Genomic DNA, 18,520 nt, shown 5'->3' on the forward strand with positions numbered 1-18,520 from the left:
GATAAATTAGAAGCAACCTATCGAATTGGCCATCAAATTTTAAATGCATTAAGAATGAACGATATAAAGAATTTTGAAGAAGCTTTAAGTAAAGCAGAAAATGAAGAACTCTTTGAAGGACTTAAACGTATTATAAAAACTTTCAAAGACTATTTACCTTTTATAGAAAACACTATGCAGCATCCAAAATTAACTAACGGTCCAATTGAAGGAATCATTAATAAAATCAAATTAATAAAGAGAAATGCCTACGGCTATCGCAATTTTATTAATTTTAGAAATAGAATACTTATAATTTCTAGATTATTTGTCTCTGAACATAAAAAACACATCAAGCAACATTCAAAAGTTGCTTGATGCATCAAATATATTCATTTTTTATAGACCAACCGTTATTGACAAAGAGCCTAAAAGAATTATATAAACTAAAATAACACTATTTTATGACAGTTATATACACTCAAAAAAAGCCAACGAAAACAATTGCTTTCGTTGGCTTTTGCATTAAACATTTTCACCTTTTATTTATGTTAAGGTTTTTCCGATTAATCCTTAATTTCTAAATCAACATCATTAATATCAATACCTAGTGCTTTAGCTACACCTTTACCATATTCGCTATCCGCTTTATAGCAATGACGAATATGACGATGTTGTACTTCTAATGTCGTTCCTTGCATTTCATTAGCTGTATTTTGGAAAATACGTTCTTGTTGCTCTTTAGATTGTAATCTAAATAAACGTCCCGGTTGTTCAAAGTAGTTGTCATCATCTTGGCGATAGTCATATTCATAAGCTTCACCTTCTACTTTTAACCCAGGTTTTTTAAATTCTGGTTGATCTTCAAACGCACCTTCACTATTTGGATAATAATGTGGTCCACCGCCTTGATTATTATCAAGAATTCTCATTTGACCGTCCCTACTAAACGGACAAATATTTTCAACACCTACACCTTTAGGTTGATTTACTGGAATTTGCCAATGGTTAACACCTAATCTATAACGTTGTGCATCTCCATATGAAAAGATACGACCTTGTAACATTTTATCTGGAGAGAAATCAATACCAGGTACAATGTTTGTTGGAGCAAACGCTGCTTGTTCTACATCTTGGAAGTAGTTGTCAGGGTTACGATTAAGTTCCCATTCACCAACTTCGATTAATGGATAATCCCCTTTATACCAAACTTTAGTTAAGTCAAATGGATTGTCTTTGTGATTTCTTGCTTGTTCTTCTGTCATAACTTGAATGTACATTTTCCATTTTGGATAGTCTTTATTTTCAATTGCTTCGAACAAATCACGTTGCGATGATTCTCTATCTTCCGCAATAACTTTTGCTGCTTCATCAGGCTGTAAATTTTCAATACCTTGTTGTGTTCTGTGATGGAATTTAACCCAAACACGTTCACCTTTATCATTATACATTGAATAAGTATGTGATCCAAAACCATGCATGTTTCTGAAACCTTTCGGTATACCACGATCTGACATCAAGATAGTAACTTGGTGCAATGCTTCTGGTAACGATGTCCAAAAGTCCCAATTATTTTGTGCACTACGCATGTTTGTTCTTGGGTCACGTTTAACTGCGTGATTTAAACTTGCGAATAATTTAGGATCTCTAAAGAAGAACACAGGGGTATTATTACCCACTAAATCCCAGTTTCCTTCATCAGTATAAAATTTTAATGCGAAACCACGAATATCACGTTCTGCATCTGCTGCACCACGTTCACCAGCTACTGTTGAAAAACGTGCAAACATTTCTGTTTGTTTACCAACTTCAGAAAATATACTTGCTGATGTATATTGTGTAATATCATTAGTTACTGTGAAAGTTCCAAACGCACCTGAACCTTTAGCATGCATACGGCGTTCTGGAATAACCTCTCTATCAAAATGAGCCATTTGCTCTAAAAAGTACCAATCTTGCATTAATAACGGACCTCTAGGACCTGCTGTCATACTATTTTCTCTATCTGAGACAGGAGCACCAAATAGGCTTGTTAATTTTTTGTTATTAGTCATTATATTTCCCCCTAACGTAGTCTAAATAATAATTATTATTATCTAACATTTATTTTAATGTATAATTATTGTAAAAGCAACTTATGCCCCATTAATTTTATAGACAATTTTCGAAATATTTAAACATTTTATGACAATTGCCTAATAAAAGCATTGATTGTCCTATATAAAAGCATTAGAATGGAGTGTATATAAATTTTTAATCAATTACAGGAGACTTTTTTATGGCACAAAATAATATGAATCGTGGTCTTAACTCTCGTCATATTTCAATGATTGCAATTGGTGGCGCAATTGGTACAGGCCTATTTGTTGCAACAGGAAATGTGATTTCACAAGCAGGACCTGGGGGTGCTATACTCGCCTATTTAATAATCGGATTAATGTTATATTTCTTAATGTCATCCATTGGCGAATTAGCTACATTCTATCCAGTTTCAGGTTCTTTTAGTTCTTATTCTACACGTTTTGTAGATAAATCTTTAGGTTTTACAATGGGATGGTTATATTGGGCAATTTGGTTACTTGTAACAAGTGTTGATATCATCATCGCTTCAAGCGTACTTTACTATTGGGATGCTTTTCAATTTTTCAGCCCAGTAACATGGAGTATTATCTTTTTAGTGATACTATTCTTGCTAAACATTTTTTCCGTCAAAGCGTTTGGTGAAACTGAATTTTGGTTATCGCTAATCAAAGTTATCACTATTATCGCTTTCATTGTTATAGGTATATTGACTATTGCTGGTATTCTCGGTGGAAAAACATATGGTTTAACAAACTATACAACAGGTGAAGCTCCTTTTGTAGGCGGTATTTCTGGATTCCTAGCTGTATTACTTGTAGCCGGTTTCTCAGTTGGTGGCACAGAAGTAGTTGCGGTTACAGCAGGCGAATCATCAAATCCTGATAAATCGATGCCAAAAGCAATTAAACAAGTTTTTTGGAGAATACTGCTATTCTACGTGCTATCTATAGCCGTTATTTCAGCTATTATTCCGTATACAGATCCAATGTTATTGAACAAGGACGAATCTGTTTCACAAAGTCCTTTTACAATCGTATTTGACCGTGTAGGTATTGCTTTCGCGGCTTCAGTTATCAATGCAGTTATATTAACTTCATTGTTATCTGCCGCAAATTCCGGTATTTATACAACAAGTCGCATGTTATTTTCAATGGCAGAAGATAAGCAAGCACCCAAATTCTTAGCAAAGTTGAACAAGGCAACTAGATTACCAATCGTTGCACTTATAGCAACTTTTGTAATCGTCTTAAGTATCATTGTATTAGCACAATTTAAATCAGATATCGTGTTTACATTACTTAACATTATCGGATCACTCATTATTGTGATTTGGGGAGCAAGTATATTAGCTCAAATAAGACTTCGCTCAGCAATCAAAAAGCAAAATAAAGATCCAAATCTTGTATTACCATACAAAGCACCATTTTATCCACTAGGTCCAATTATTGTTATTGTAGCCCTATTATTCTTATTTGTCGGTAATTCACTAGGATCGATTATGTCTGGTGATTTTGCAGCATTATTTAGAAACTTAGCGCCTATGTTTATCTTATTAATTATTTATTTAACACATAAATGGATAAAGAAAACTAAAATTGTTAAACTTGAAAAAATAGATTTAAAACGACATGATTATAATTAGTAATTAGCATTGAAGCAGTGTACTTTTAACAACTGCTTCAATGCTTTTTTCTTAACGTAAAACCAACATCAAAATTAAAAATGATTATTTTTTGCCTTATAGTTTTAGAATTGTATATAAGTTCAATCACTAATATTTTCAGGCCGACAGAAATATAGTATAATACATATAAATAATGAACTTACCTAGAGGTGGAAATTATGATTGGACAAACGAATTTATTCGATGACATATTAGAAACAGAAGAACGTTTCGTTATAGTTGTACAATCACTTGAAGATCGTAACCAACGCTTAATTAAACGTACTTTAAGGGAATATAGTAGTTTAGATCATGCTCAAATGGAGCGCTTATTTGATCATCTCAAGGATTTATTTTTAAAAGAAGCTTTTGAAGAGAATCAATCTGCCTTTTCAATCACAGTTTATACAAATCTAGATTATGCTGCCGACAATGTTTATGCACACGTAAAAAGACATCGTGGTAAAAACGAGTGGACACACACAGCTAAATAACTTGTATGCAAAAATGAGCCTGGGACATAATGATATGCTCCCTTCAAAGTAGACATTTAAAAAATGAAAACTTTGAAGGGAGCATATCAGTTTTCTCATGAGGCTGCTTTTTTAATTTATAGTAATAATCAATAATGTGGTTATCATAATGTCGCTGACCCCGAATGATATTCATTACAACCCAAAACAATAGCTTTCGAGCATTTTTATTTCCTCGTTTGTTAATTGTATCTCTATACTGTGTACTTCCTGATTGATATCGTTTGATATCAATTCCTACATAAGCATTTAATTGTTTATTTGATTTAAATTGAGTGATATCTCCTATTTCTCCAATGATCAAAGCTGTTGTAAGAGCACCAATTCCGGGGATAGCATAAATTGCTTCAAAACAATCAAGTTGTTTAGCTAATTGAATCATCTCTTCATCTAATTGCTTCATTTGTAATATAGAACGCTTCAGTTGTTGGATTAATATTCTCACCTTTTTTACTAGAAACGAATGTATATCTACATATGGATTACTTTCATTTTCGAGTGTTATTAATTTTTTCGCATATTTTTCTGCTTTTTCTATAGATAAACCTTTGTCAGTGGAATTAAAAACACTCTCAATAAGAGCTTCTAAATCTTGTTTTTCACAATTTCAGGATGTGGGAATTGTTCAGCTATATTAAGCGCAATGATTGAATAACGATTCTTAAATAGCTTTTCTAGTCCAGGAAAAGTTTGGTGTAATGCTTCAACAATTTCTACTTTTAATCGTGTTTGTTCGCTTTGCATTTCTAGATGAAACCGAGCACGTTCTCTTAATTCAAAATAAATATCGTCAGATATATTTGAAGATCGATGATTCTCAATATTTGTAGCTAACATTGCAAGTTTATGTGCATCTGATTTATCTGTTTTCCATGATTGTAATGAACTTGTTTTAAACTTAGCTTCTAATGGGTTAATTTCAACGAAATTAACCTTGTTTGTCTGACAAAATCTAACCATACTTCTTGAATAAATACCGGTCTACTCAAATATCAGGAACCTATTCGATAATGTATTCAAATATTTAAGTAAATAATTAAACCCATTTTGGTGATTTTGTATTATAAATTCATTTACAAAATCACCGTCACAATAATGTGCAATGACACTTTCCTTTTTACTAAAATCAACACCTAAATGATTGATATAAATAACCTCCTAAAATAATAAGTTGAGAAGTTTTGAAAACTTTACTTAACCTTTCTCATTTCACTTTCCTATACACGGTTTCAAGAACACAACATACTACAATCGAATTTCAAAAGGTGAGAGTAAAGCTGATCAGTTTTTTATACGGATTTATAATCCAAGGGATCGCACGATCTACTTTTCTCTATAACTATAAAAAATAGCTATGAAAAAATCTATCGTCATAGATTTCTTCATAGCTAATCTTACGTATGTTTTTAGTTTTGTTATAATATTTGTTTTAACATATATGGAATGCCATTATCACCGTTACTTAATGTAACTTCATCTGCAACAGCTTTCACTTTATCATTAGCATTCCCCATTGCGACTGCATAGCCAACTACACTTAACATTGAAATGTCATTGGAGCTGTCACCAAATGCAATAACTTCTGACAATTTAATATCAAGTTCTTCACATAATGCTGTAACCGCATTTCCTTTTGAAACACCTTTTGCCATAAATTCTAGGAAAAAGGGTTTACTTGTTGTCACATCAACCGTTTCATTGAACTGCCCATCTAATTCTGTTTGTAATTTGGATATGGTTGCGACATAATCAACACCCATAACTTTTGGTACATCATTTTGAATATATGCTTTAATATCGTCTACACGTTTCATCGGTAATCCAGTTAGTTCAGACTCAATATTCATATATTCATGATCGCCCTCAAATATAATTTGACCTTCATGATATGTTAATACAAATAATTGATGCTCTCTACAAAAATCTACGATTGCATCAAAATCTGCTTTACTAATGCCGCGGCTTTTTTCCACCATCTCTGTTGCAACATTGACTGTTTTTCCACCATTGTAGCTAATTACATAACTTTGAAAACCGTCTAAATTTAATAATTTAGCAGTTGGTAACATACCTTCTGTAGGCCGACCCGATGCTAGCACAACTCTATATCCTTTTTCTTGAACTTCTAATAAATAGGATTCTGTTTCTGGACTCATTTGATTTTCTTCATTCATCAATGTATCGTCCATATCCATTACAATCATTTTATACTTACTCATGCAGTCCTTCTCCCTTCAACATCTTCACTTTATATTACAACAAATTAAAGAGATTCGTACAACACTTTGGCCGAAACACCACTTTCATTAATTGTTACTAGTTCAGAACGACATTGCTCAAATTCTGTTTTTAGTTTGCGCACTAATTCTCCACTTCGTTCAGGAGCAATCATTGTAAGTACGGATGGACCTGCTCCACTAATCACCGTTGCGTAAGCTGCATAATCTTTTGCAATATGCTTAATTTTCTTAAATTCTGGAATTAAATGTTGTCGGTAAGGCTCATGAAACCCGTCTTGTTCCATCATTTTACCTGCTAGTTTATAATTATGTTGAATTAAAGCACTAATCATCGTATTACTTATCGCACTATTTTGAACAGCTTGTGTATGTGAAAATGTATCAGGTAACGCTTGTCTCGAATCACTCGTCTTTAATTTATAAGGCGGCACTGTAATAATAATATCTACTTTTGGTGTATCAATATATGAAATATCTGTTACTTTCGTCTCTGAATTATAATAACCTAATACTAAGCCACCATAAATGGTCGGAGCAACATTGTCAGGGTGGCCTTCAAATTCTGTCGCAAGTTGCAATAATTCATATTTTGATAATTCAATATCACCAAAATAATTGGCGATATACAATGCACCAACTAAAGCAGATGCAGAAGATCCTAAACCGCGTGCTAAGGGTATTTCACTTCGCATTTCTATTTTTAAGTTTGGCAAAACAATATTATGTTTTCTGGCTACTTTTTGTGCTATTTGAAAAATATAGTGACTTTCATCTGCTGGTAATCCATCAACATTGGGTCCGATATGGTGAAATAACCACTTATTTTCTTCACTTATAGTAACAGTTAAATATAAAAATTTGTTTAAAGCCATACCAATTGAATCAAAACCGACACCTAAATTTGCAGTAGATGCCGGTATTTTTAAGTATAAACCTTCTTTCATGCTATAGAGCCCCTTTAATATAATCCAAAATACTTTGTCTATCATTTGGTAATGGTTTAATTGGATTGTCTAGTAGTGAAATTGCTGTATCAGGGTCTTTAAGTCCATTTCCTGTTAATACGGAGACTACTTTTTTGCCCTGAGGTAATTTACCAGCACGATGTAACTTAATGAGCCCTGCTATAGAAGCATTACTTGCTGGCTCACTAAAGATACCTTCTTTTCGTGCCATCAATTGATAAGCTTCTAAAATTTCATCATCTGTCACACTATCGATATATCCATTTGATTCTTCAAGAGCACGTGTAGCTTTATCCCAACTTGCAGGATTCCCAATTCTAATTGCTGTCGCTACTGTTTCAGGTTGTTCTACAACTTTGTTTTGAACGATAGGCGATGCGCCTTCAGCTTGAAAACCATACATATTTGGCAACTGTGTATTATTTTTTTCATGAAATTCTTTAAAACCTTTCCAATATGCAGAGATATTACCAGCATTTCCTACTGGAATAGATAAAATATCTGGCGCAGTGCCTCCTAATTGCTCGATAACTTCGAAGGCTCCTGTTTTTTGTCCTTCAATACGATAAGGATTTACAGAGTTAACCAATGCAATTTCGCCATTTTTTGCCACTTCTTGAACAATTTCCAAAGCTTCATCAAAGTTCCCTTCAATGGATACAATTTCTGCACCATACATTACAGCTTGAGATAATTTACCTAAAGCTATTTTCCCTTCTGGAATAACAACTATAGCTTTCAAACCAGCACGTGCAGCATATGCAGCAGCAGACGCTGAAGTGTTACCTGTTGAAGCACAAATAACTATTTTCTTTCCTTCTTCTTTTGCTTTTGCCATCGCCATAACCATGCCTCTATCTTTAAATGAACCTGTAGGATTAGCACCTTCATATTTAACATGCAATTCAATACCGAGCATTTTAGACATTGCTTCACAGTATATTAGAGGTGTATGTCCCTCATTCAGTGATAAAAGTGGTGTTGCTTCATTTACCGGTAAATATGACTTAAATTCTTCAACTAAACCTTGCCAATTTTTCATAATAATTAAACCCCTTCAACTGGATAAATTTTCTTAACAATATATCCTGATTCTGTGATTGCTGGTTCAGGATCTTCATCAATACCAATAATAACAACGCCAGCAGTATGTGCATCACGTTCTGTAATATTTAATGATTTATGGAATGGTAAATGACCTTTTATTACAGTTTCAACTTTGTTAGCATCTTCTCCATCCGTTTGAACAACTAAGTAGTAACTTGCTTTATCTTTCAATGAAACTGTATCCGCATCTTCCATGATGGCTTTGGTTTTCTCTGTTTTTAATTCAAAATGCGGTGGCAATGTGTGTAAGTTAGATTCGAAATGTAAAGTTACGTTTAATAAGTCACTAACAACAGCACTTCCCGTTGCTAAGCTTCCCGCACCTTTACCGTAAAACATCGTTTCGCCAACTGCATCACCGATTACATAAATTGCGTTAAATTCATCTTCTACTGCAGCAAGTTGGTGTGATTTATTTATTAATGTAGGTGCAACCGACGCTTGGACTTGCCCATTTTCATAAGTACCTTTACCAATTAATTTAATCTTATAGCCTAATTTATCTGCAACCTGTATATCTGATGGTTCTACATCACTTATACCATGTCTATCTACATCATTTAAATTAATCACTTGGTTAAATGATAAATATGAAGTAATCACAACTTTTCTCGCAGCATCGATACCTTCTACATCATCTGTAGGGTCTGCTTCTGCAAAACCTAATGCTTTAGCTTCGTCTAATGCATCTTCAAAAGATGATGATTCTCTCGTCATTTTACTGAGGATAAAGTTTGATGTTCCATTTAGAATTCCCATAAATTTACTTATATTATTTGCATTTAAACCATTATTAATTGCGTTAACAATAGGAATCCCACCAGCAACACTTGCTTCGTATTTTAGCGCTACATCATTTTTTTGTGCTAAATCTTCTAATACGTTAAGATGCACTGCCAACAAGTCTTTATTTGCTGTTACAACATGTTTCTTTTGACTCAATGCACGTTTCAACCAATCTACTGTTGGTTCAATACCGCCCATTACTTCAATGATGATATCAATGCTCTCGTCATTTAAAATCTCATCGATATCTTCAGTCAAATGATAATTCGACACATTTATTGAGCGTTTTCTTGATTTGTCTCTGACTAAAATGTGTCGAATATTAATATCTTTATTCATTGTTTCTTTAATCTGTGCTCGATTTTCTTCTATAATTTTGACTACACCAGACCCTACAGTTCCTAAGCCAAGTAATGCGACATTTAATTCTTTCATGTTTTCATTCCTCCGATTGTTCTTCTTAAAAATACAATTGTACAGTTGAAAAATACTTGAATATGGTATAGTATAAGTTCATTCATTCTTTTTGTAAAGTTCGAAACTACTAATCTTATATCTATCCTATCACTCCAGTGATAAAAACTAAACAAAATTTTCTGATTTTTTAGAAAGGTTGGTATCTACTATGAAAGTTGCCAAATTTGGAGGAAGTTCTGTATCAAATGCAGAACAAATAAAAAAAGTTCTCAATATTGTAAATTCGGACGACAACAGAAAGATCATTATCGTATCTGCACCAGGAAAAAGGCATGCTGAAGATATCAAAACAACAGATTTACTTATAAGGTTATATGAAAAAGTAATTCAAAACTTAGACTATTTGTCTAAAAAACAAGAAATCGTTCAGAGATATGCCGACATTATTGATGCGTTACATATGCATGATGGTTTACTATCAAAGATTGATCAAACATTAGACTATTACATTTTTACTTTAAAGGACAAACCCAATCGTTTATTAGATGCATTATTATCATGTGGTGAAAATTTTAATGCCCAATTAATTGCTGAATATAATAACAGTCAAGGCGTGCCTACTCGATACATTTCTCCAGGAGAAGCAGGTATCCAAGTTACAGATTTACCTCAAAACGCACAAATCTTAGATCAATCCTATGAAGCATTATATAAATTAAGAAACTACAAAGAGAAGTTGATTATCCCAGGTTTCTTTGGTGTTTCCAGACAGAATCATATCGTTACATTTCCTCGTGGAGGATCAGATATTACTGGTGCCATCGTTGCACGCGGTGTAAGAGCTGATTTATATGAAAATTTTACTGATGTATCCGGCATTTTTAGGGCAAACCCAACTATTGTTAAAAATCCCGAAGTGATTGATGAAATTACTTATAGAGAAATGCGTGAATTATCGTACGCAGGATTTGGTGTCTTTCACGACGAAGCACTACAACCACTTCATAAGGATAGAATTCCTGTCGTCATTAAAAATACAAATAAACCAGATGATATCGGTACATTTATACGTCATGATAGAGAAATCAATTCTAATAATGTTATTAGCGGAATTAGTTGCGATAAGGGCTTTACAGTATTAAACATCAAAAAATATCTAATGAACCGACAAGTTGGTTTTACTAGAAAAATTCTTGCTATCTTAGAGGATTACAATATTTCTTTTGATCATATGCCTTCTGGAATTGATAACATCAGTATTATCATGCGGTCAAAAGAAATACAAAATAAAGAAGAAAGAGTTTTAAATGACATACGTGAAAAATGTGATGTAGATGAATTGAGCGTTGAGCACGATTTAGCAATTTTGATGATTGTAGGCGAAGGTATGCATCGCATCATTGGTACTGCTAATACAATCACGCATGCTTTAGCTGAGTCTAAGATAAATTTAAAAATGATGAACCAAGGTGCATCTGAAATATCTATCATGTTTGGTATAGATGTTGCAGATGCTGATAAAGCAGTTAAATCAACTTATGAGTATTGTTATAATGGTAAGTGCCTAAAGATTTAAATAGAATTCTATTCAACGTAATATATTTCCTTAAACAAAAAGAAAAATCCTTCAAATACATTGTTTCTGTTTATACAAACATTTCAATGATTTGAAGGATTTTAAATTGCTTTTTTCTCTGAAATAAGTGCTTGATTAATTCTTTCATCACCCACAACTAATCTCAAAATAACAAATTGATAGTAACTTAACGAATCAATAACACTTCTATAATTAGGTAATTGATGATAATCAATCGGATCTAAAAGTTCATACATTAATACAATTTCTGGTTTAATATAATCAACATCCCATTTTATCGAATGAAAATAAATATTCTTTTCTGGTAATCTGATATTATGATTCCATCTAAACATCCATTCTTCATTTTCGACATCATATACAATGATTGTCATAATCAATTTTTCATCATCAAAAATTTCGGCATGTGTTACCTTAGAAAAATCTAACTCTTCGTATTGGGATGAAGCACGCTCAGTATCATGTAAAATGATTCGATGTATGTTAGGAATGTGTTTTAATACTTCACCTAAGAATTTTCTTTCAACGCTTATATCGACTTTACCATTTAAATTGAATTCATCTTTTAAAAATAATTGTTTGGCAACTTCACCATTAAATTTAATTAAGTTAGGTACTTGTTCATTTAATGTCTTTACAATATTTTTCACATTATCAATACTTTTGTTATTCAAATAAGCACCCCCTAAATAAAGTAAGCGTTTCCAATAATTCATATTATATAATTTGTAGGTGCTTTTTTCAATGCATTAATTACAAAAATGTGAAACAAAACACAAAACACGTTAAAAACAACCAATTTCACTATAATTATGTTGTAAATCTAATGATATTATTTCTGGCCTATTCATTAAAAGTATCTGTTCAGCGCGTTCATTTAATGCACTCTGTATATGAGCAATCGTCATATTATCTTGATATAATTTTTCCTCATTCATATGTGTTGCAGTAACAAAATAATATCGAATTTGATATTTAGCAAACGTTTGTTTCACATCTTCACCAATAATATGGTGGTTTGCACTGTTAACTATACCGTTAGGAATAATAATATTAAAATCAGTATATTTTGATACATACCTAATAATATCTGTCGAATAACTAATAACGGATATTTTGATATTCTTTTTATATAAGTCGTCTATAACTCTATATGCAAATGGGTGATTATCAAATGCAATAATGTCATCCCATTGAATTGTATTAATAATTTCTTTAAAGTAAGATTTTATAGCACTCAAAATGTATTACCACCTTCTCGTATCTTTTATATAACATATAAATATTATATCCATATCTCGCACTAAGTTAAACCAATAAAAAGTTAGACACTCAATATATGTACATCTACATTTTTTCTAAGTGTAAAATCACATAATTTTAACAATCATTTTATAGTACATATAATCATATTTCTTAAAGAATTCCGAATTATATAATTTGTACAATGTTAAATAAAGTCGTAGAATAAGATATGTATAAAATTTTAATAAGACTAGGATGATAACCAATGTTTTTCCCACTTATATTAATAATCATAATAATTCTTTTAGTAGTTGTAATGATTATCAATCATCGCGTGATGCAACATAAATTGGAAACTGAAACATACGCTAAAGATCAATTAGTTACAAAAATCAGTACAATCACGCGTGAGAATACGTATTTAAAAAACCAGATGTTAGATAAACATTCGAGCAATGACACACATCATCATGGTTTAAGAAAGGCTAAACATGACCTAAATAGTATCTTAACTCAATATAAAAATGAGGGTCATATACAAAATTTCGAAATCATTGCTACAGGTAATCTTGCAGTGAAGCATCCACTTTTTGAATATGCTAGAACTTTTGATTATATAGCTATCACTGATAAAGGTATTTTTAATATCAATGTTAAAAATTGGAAACAAAAAACTTTTTATCACTTTACTGCTAACGATGCTGAAACCGAAAGTCATATTAATAGTGATTCACTCAATCAAACGATTGGGCGCTACATCGTCAATCAATTTCATAGCCAATTTCAATCTACACGTTCAACGACTTATACGTTTATTGAACGGATTAAGAATAATTCAGTAATATACGATTTTTATAATCATGATCCATTTGAACAATCATCAATTAATACTCAAGCATTAGAAGCAAAAATTCACGAAAAATTAAACCAACATATTAAGAATGTAGGGCTTGTTTACTTTACTGATGGTAGTGTAAATATTATTGATGGACCAGCGACAAGAAGTAAATACGTTGAAACTGTATCTTCAAAATCATCATTGCAACAAATTATTGGTGAAACGATTGCAGCGACAAATCAAACTTTAACTAAAGCACAATATGATCAGCTCATAGATCGTTTTAATTAAAAACTAAACATCATATGTAAAACAGTATAAAAAAGGAATCCGCTAACGTAACGGATTCCTTTTTTTATTCACAACTTAACTCCAAATATTAAGTTTATTATTTTTTGCATTTTGTTCTGCTTTCTTAAATACTTCTCTGTATTTTCCATTTGGAGAAAAATACTTCTCTCTAGCTAAACCATTTTTTACTAATTGTTCGTTAAACATCGTCTTATCATCAAGCCACACATAGGCTAATGTCCTACCATATCTATCTTCTTTTTCTTTATCATATTCTAAATATACATCTCTATTGGAAAGATGTTTTTTAGAGTAATCAGAAGCTTCTTTTCCATATGGTTGTACAGGTGTGTTTGGTTTCACCGTTTCAGGTGTATCTACACCTATAAGCCTTACTTTAAGTTGTTCATTCTGCTCATTTTTAGCAACCAATGTATCACCATCTACAACACGCTCGACATGTACTTTTTCTGCATCTTCTGGACCAGATGAAGTATCTGAAGTGCTATTTTGAAAAGGACCACTATGATTGATAAATTGAAAAGCTAATACGCCTAATACAACAACGATGACGACAATACTAGTCATTGTTTTCTTTGATTGCACAGTTGCACCTACTTCTTTATATTGTCCAAATCATCATATAGAAGATTAAAGTTACCGTCAAGACAACATTATACACATTACTTTGCAATATCTTAAAAGCCTTCTCTTTGAATCTATTTATTTAAAGAATTAAGTCATGATATAATATGAAATGAATAGGAGTGAACAATTTGAGTACTTTTAAAGAAAACATGGTTACAATTATTGCAGTTATCATTGCGATTATCATAGGTCTTACACTACAATATCAATTCGATTTACCACTCATAGTCTCTGCCGTGGTAGCAATTTTCTTAGGACTTTTCATTGGATTCATCGTTTTTATTATCCAAACAATAATCACTAAAAATAAACGTAAATAATATGTTTAATCAAAAAACTTCTCACCGTTATACTTGCGAGAAGTTTTTTATTTATGCTTTAGCTTCTTCGTATTCACAACACGAAGTACAAGTATATCTACAACCATCCTTTATGTTCAGCAATATTCCATGCTTCAAAGCGATTTTCAGCTTCAAGTTTATCAATAATATTGGATGTATAATTTCTAATCGTTCCATCAGATAAGAACAGATTTTTTGCAATTTCTTTACTTGTAAGCCCTTTTCCAATTTCTCTTAACACGAGTTGCTCTTTAGGTGTTAGCGGATTTTTCTCTGTAAATAATGAAGTCATCAATGATTTGCTGTATTCTTTCTCATTATTGAGAACTTTTTCTATAGTGCCTACCAATTCATCGATTGAACGCTCTTTTAATACGTATGCATCAACATCATTAGCTACAGCAGATTCAAAGTATCCAGGTCGCTTAAATGTTGTCACAATAATCACTTTGACATTGAATTGACCTTCCCTAACCTCACGTAATATTTCTAAACCAGTCATTCCAGGCATTTCAATATCTAATATAGCTACTTGAGGCTGCTCTGATTTAATCAAAGCCAATGCTTCTTTACCATCACCCGTACTTGCTACAACGTCCAAATTTTCATTTAAATTAAGTAGCTGTACCATAGCTTCTCTTAACATCGTTTGGTCTTCTGCTAAAGCAATTGTTATCATTGCGTTTCACCTCTTGGAATTTTTACTGTAAGACATAAGCCGTTGACTGATTTCACATCTAATGAGCCATGCATTAATGCCACTCGTGTTTTAATACTTTTTAAATCATCTGTCTGGAGATTGTCGATACCCACACCATTATCCTCAATGACGAGTATAATATCTTCTGGTGATTCTGTTAAATAACCTTCCACAGATGTCGCTTGCGCATGTTTTAATATATTGTTGATTGCTTCTCTTAAGAGCATTGCTAACAAGGACTGTTTAGAAGGATTTATGCCATTCGCAAGTTCAACATTATGAAATTTAAAATTTAAATTTGCATTGTTTAATAAGGCGTGCATAGATTTCACTTCGTCTTCGAAAGATTGTATTTTTAAATCATTCACAATTGCACGCACTTTATTTAATGCTTCTTTTGACATGGTATTAACTTCTAACATTTGCGCTTTTGCTTTTCCAGGATCATTCTCGAGCAATTTGATAGCAAGTTCAGACTTTAAACTCATACTTGCAAACACATGACCAAGCGTATCATGTAAATCTTGGCCAATTCGATTACGTTCTTGTTCTGCAATCAATACATTAATACGTTTATTTTTTTCTTCTAAAGCTTGTCTAATTTTTATATTTTCTCGCTGTTTAAAATTACCAATCGTAATTAATAGTATCGCTAGGTACATGATAGCTAAGTAACCTAAGCTCATTGGATCGACCAAATACGTTATCAATAAATTCACTAATAACACGGTAAGGAACATGACAAATGCTACAGATTTCATTGTTACTTTCAATATAAATGGCAATAAAAATGAACTGAAAAATAAATATAAACTTGTAGCTGGACCTATTGAATAAATAAAATACATAATGCCTAGATAATGGATAACTAGACATAAATAAATTATTTTCATTGAAAGATATTTTGAAAATAATGCTAAAGAAACATAGGAAATTGTGAATATTATAAATACAGCTACGTATCCCCAATAGCTCCCTTTGATATCAAATGTAAATAAAGGAATTACTATAAAAATTAAATATACTAAACTTGATACATCTATTACATTTAAGTTTAGTTTTTTTATCATATATCCACATCTCTTCTTTTTTGAATAATTAGTGCAGCAATTAAAAACAGTATACTATAAATCAGCAAGACAAACAGTGAGACGCAGTTCAATACGTCACCTTTCCCTATATCATATGCAATTTGTTTTAAATGATATGTTGGTGTGATATACGCAATTTTACGCATCCATTCTGGAAATTGACTCACAGGGAACCACAAGCCACCTAAAATAGCTAATCCTAAATACAAAATATTGCCAATACTACTCGCCTTTTGAATTTCATTAAGTTGAGATAATAGGACTCCGACTGTTAAAAATGTACTTGCCCCTATCCACAAAACAAATCCTGAAAGTATCCAATCATACGTTGACATTGTAACACCTTTCATTACATGCGCTACTATAAAAATAAGTACAATTGCTAAGATAAATTGAAACATCATTTTAAATATTTTCACCATATAATATTGATATGCTTGTAACGGTGTACGCATCAGATTCTTATACCACCCTGTTGTTTTATCATTAATCAAATCTATAGGGAATTGCATTAAGCAAAAACTTGTTAAACTAAATGCTGTCATACTATACATATATTCTTTATAAAATGGCTTTTTAGCTGCTTCAGGTAAATCAAGTATGGAAGTAAATAGTAAATAAAATGCAAGCGGTAATAATATAGAAAGTACCAAATACACTTTTTTTCGAAATAATAGTTTAATTTCTGTTTTTAAATAATAATTCATCAAACTACTTCATCCCTTCCGTATTGTTATTAGTAAAAATTGTTTCTAACAGACTTGCCTTAGTTATTTCAATTTCGTTTAAATCTATTTGCTGTGCTATAAATCTTTCTATCACTGCATGGACATTATCTGTTGATATACGCAATTTATTATTTTCACGTGTATATGCTAACGTTTCTACTGAATCAACTACCGACTGATACTTTGAAGGTAAGTATATAATTGAGGTTTGTTGACGATCTTTGATTGATTCAGGTTTATCATTTAATATCACTTTTCCTTTTTCTAATACAATCACATGATCAGCCATGCGTTCTACTTCTTCAATGTAATGCGAAGTATAAAATAGCGTAACACCTTCATTTTTAAGTTCTGTAACAATATTCCAAAAGTGTGTTCTCATCTGAACATCCATTGCGCTTGTTGGTTCATCTAAGAAGACACATTTCGGTTTGCCAATTAGAGATAATGCAAAATCTAGTATACGTTTTTGACCTCCTGATAATTTATTGGCATATTGATTTAATTGATTGTCATCGAATCGCGTAATCATACAAAATCTTTCTATTGAAATCGTATCTTTATATAAATTTGCAAATAGATAATACAGCTCTTTTACTTTTATCAAATCCGGAAAATTTGTTTTTTGAAACATAATTCCTAAATTTTGTGATTGCAACAATCCTTGTTCGTCATCAATATTGCCAGAAGATGGATGGCGATCTCCTATAATCATATCGATGAGCGTTGACTTCCCTGCTCCATTAGGTCCAATTAATGCGGTACATTTTCCTTCTAAAATACTAAACGTTGCATTATCAACAACTCGCTTACTGTTATACGTTTTAGTTAAATGATTGATTTTAATCATATAATCACTCCCTTAATAGCTTAATTTCATTATGACTGTACTGTATTCATTGATGTAGTGCTTTATGTCATAGATTACTTATGACAAATGTCATTATTTTAAGAGATATGTATTATTTAACTTTACATAATAAAACTATGGTTTTGTAGAATGCAAAAAAAATACCGTGAAGCAAAATGCCTCACAGTATACTTAAATCAATTGGTTATACTTCTTTTATAAATGTTAGGAATGCATGGAATTCTTGCTCATTTGCTGAAAACGTTCGTTCTTCAACTTCACGTACTGTTGAATTTAACAGCTTATAATTTGATACTTCATCATTCTTCAAATAGTCGTTAATACTTGCTTCTAATTCATTTAATGATTCAGCTTTTAATGTTTTTATTTTTACTTCTTGCATCATTCTATCCCCTTAT

The 18,520-nt window shown here is 31.8% G+C and carries 19 protein-coding genes and 1 pseudogene; 6 read left to right on the forward strand and 14 right to left on the reverse strand.

Translation table 11 applies throughout. The features are described 5' to 3' along the window. Window positions 1-357: transposase (locus BJS11_RS08355; protein WP_148114209.1), on the forward strand; the 357-nt coding region annotated here is incomplete at its 5' end. 188 nt (window positions 358-545) lie between these two features. On the opposite strand, the gene BJS11_RS08360 is transcribed toward BJS11_RS08355, so the two are convergent. Continuing rightward, window positions 546-2,033, reverse strand: a complete 1,488-nt coding sequence (locus tag BJS11_RS08360; RefSeq protein ID WP_069996704.1) for a catalase — start codon at window positions 2,031-2,033, stop codon at window positions 546-548. A gap of 224 nt (window positions 2,034-2,257) precedes the next feature. Between BJS11_RS08360 and BJS11_RS08365 the strand changes: the two genes are divergently transcribed. Both BJS11_RS08365 and BJS11_RS08370 read left to right on the forward strand, forming a co-directional pair. After that, on the forward strand, window positions 2,258-3,703 hold the full coding sequence (locus BJS11_RS08365) for an amino acid permease (RefSeq protein ID WP_069996703.1): 1,446 nt from the start codon (window positions 2,258-2,260) through the stop codon (window positions 3,701-3,703). 200 nt (window positions 3,704-3,903) lie between these two features. After that, window positions 3,904-4,218, forward strand: a complete 315-nt coding sequence (locus BJS11_RS08370; protein WP_069996702.1) for a hypothetical protein — start codon at window positions 3,904-3,906, stop codon at window positions 4,216-4,218. Between the two features lie 43 nt (window positions 4,219-4,261). Here BJS11_RS08370 and BJS11_RS13925 read toward each other — a convergent pair. From BJS11_RS13925 to BJS11_RS08400, 5 genes and pseudogenes are all read right to left on the reverse strand, one after another. Next, window positions 4,262-5,403, reverse strand: a pseudogene (locus BJS11_RS13925) (IS110 family RNA-guided transposase). Between the two features lie 269 nt (window positions 5,404-5,672). Continuing rightward, on the reverse strand, window positions 5,673-6,476 hold the full coding sequence (locus BJS11_RS08385; protein WP_069996699.1) for a Cof-type HAD-IIB family hydrolase: 804 nt from the start codon (window positions 6,474-6,476) through the stop codon (window positions 5,673-5,675). A 44-nt stretch (window positions 6,477-6,520) separates the two neighbouring features. Continuing rightward, the gene (gene thrB / locus BJS11_RS08390; protein ID WP_069996698.1) at window positions 6,521-7,441 is read right to left on the reverse strand and encodes a homoserine kinase; all 921 of its coding nucleotides are present in this window, start codon (window positions 7,439-7,441) and stop codon (window positions 6,521-6,523) included. Between the two features lies 1 nt (window position 7,442). Beyond that, complete coding sequence (gene thrC, locus BJS11_RS08395; protein WP_070014077.1) at window positions 7,443-8,504, reverse strand: threonine synthase; 1,062 nt, start codon at window positions 8,502-8,504, stop codon at window positions 7,443-7,445. Between the two features lie 5 nt (window positions 8,505-8,509). Then, window positions 8,510-9,790, reverse strand: a complete 1,281-nt coding sequence (locus tag BJS11_RS08400) for a homoserine dehydrogenase (RefSeq protein WP_069996697.1) — start codon at window positions 9,788-9,790, stop codon at window positions 8,510-8,512. 190 nt (window positions 9,791-9,980) lie between these two features. Between BJS11_RS08400 and BJS11_RS08405 the strand changes: the two genes are divergently transcribed. Next, on the forward strand, window positions 9,981-11,348 hold the full coding sequence (locus BJS11_RS08405; protein ID WP_069996696.1) for an aspartate kinase: 1,368 nt from the start codon (window positions 9,981-9,983) through the stop codon (window positions 11,346-11,348). Window positions 11,349-11,449: 101 nt separating this feature from the next. On the opposite strand, the gene BJS11_RS08410 is transcribed toward BJS11_RS08405, so the two are convergent. Beyond that, on the reverse strand, window positions 11,450-12,043 hold the full coding sequence (locus BJS11_RS08410; protein WP_069996695.1) for a hypothetical protein: 594 nt from the start codon (window positions 12,041-12,043) through the stop codon (window positions 11,450-11,452). A 111-nt stretch (window positions 12,044-12,154) separates the two neighbouring features. Beyond that, window positions 12,155-12,610, reverse strand: a complete 456-nt coding sequence (locus tag BJS11_RS08415; protein WP_069996694.1) for a sugar phosphate isomerase family — start codon at window positions 12,608-12,610, stop codon at window positions 12,155-12,157. 269 nt (window positions 12,611-12,879) lie between these two features. Here BJS11_RS08415 and BJS11_RS08420 point away from each other — a divergent pair, with 269 nt between their 5' ends. Continuing rightward, window positions 12,880-13,743, forward strand: coding sequence for a hypothetical protein (locus BJS11_RS08420; RefSeq protein WP_069995825.1), 864 nt, complete (start codon window positions 12,880-12,882; stop codon window positions 13,741-13,743). 75 nt (window positions 13,744-13,818) lie between these two features. Here BJS11_RS08420 and nucI read toward each other — a convergent pair whose 3' ends face one another. Then, a complete protein-coding gene (gene nucI, locus BJS11_RS08425) occupies window positions 13,819-14,349 on the reverse strand; it encodes a thermonuclease NucI (RefSeq protein ID WP_069995824.1) in 531 nt (176 codons plus the stop codon). A gap of 170 nt (window positions 14,350-14,519) precedes the next feature. On the opposite strand from nucI, the gene BJS11_RS08430 reads away from it, so the two are divergent. After that, complete coding sequence (locus tag BJS11_RS08430; RefSeq protein ID WP_069995823.1) at window positions 14,520-14,711, forward strand: hypothetical protein; 192 nt, start codon at window positions 14,520-14,522, stop codon at window positions 14,709-14,711. 97 nt (window positions 14,712-14,808) lie between these two features. Here BJS11_RS08430 and BJS11_RS08435 read toward each other — a convergent pair whose 3' ends face one another. The 5 genes from BJS11_RS08435 to BJS11_RS08455 all read right to left on the reverse strand — a co-directional run bounded on the left by BJS11_RS08435 (window position 14,809) and on the right by BJS11_RS08455 (window position 18,504). Beyond that, entirely contained in the window at window positions 14,809-15,411 is a 603-nt protein-coding gene (locus BJS11_RS08435) for a response regulator transcription factor (RefSeq protein ID WP_069995822.1), read from the reverse strand. Continuing rightward, a complete protein-coding gene (locus BJS11_RS08440; protein ID WP_069995821.1) occupies window positions 15,408-16,502 on the reverse strand; it encodes a sensor histidine kinase in 1,095 nt (364 codons plus the stop codon). Before BJS11_RS08440 ends, BJS11_RS08435 begins: the two co-directional genes overlap by 4 nt. Beyond that, entirely contained in the window at window positions 16,499-17,233 is a 735-nt protein-coding gene (locus tag BJS11_RS08445; protein WP_081333111.1) for an ABC transporter permease, read from the reverse strand. Before BJS11_RS08445 ends, BJS11_RS08440 begins: the two co-directional genes overlap by 4 nt. A 1-nt stretch (window position 17,234) precedes the next feature. Next, on the reverse strand, window positions 17,235-18,101 hold the full coding sequence (locus tag BJS11_RS08450; protein ID WP_069995820.1) for an ABC transporter ATP-binding protein: 867 nt from the start codon (window positions 18,099-18,101) through the stop codon (window positions 17,235-17,237). Window positions 18,102-18,306: 205 nt separating this feature from the next. After that, the gene (locus BJS11_RS08455) at window positions 18,307-18,504 is read right to left on the reverse strand and encodes a hypothetical protein (RefSeq protein ID WP_069995819.1); all 198 of its coding nucleotides are present in this window, start codon (window positions 18,502-18,504) and stop codon (window positions 18,307-18,309) included. Between the last annotated feature and the right edge of the window lie 16 nt (window positions 18,505-18,520).

This window comes from Staphylococcus caeli, assembly GCF_900097965.1.
Classification (GTDB): domain Bacteria; phylum Bacillota; class Bacilli; order Staphylococcales; family Staphylococcaceae; genus Staphylococcus; species Staphylococcus caeli.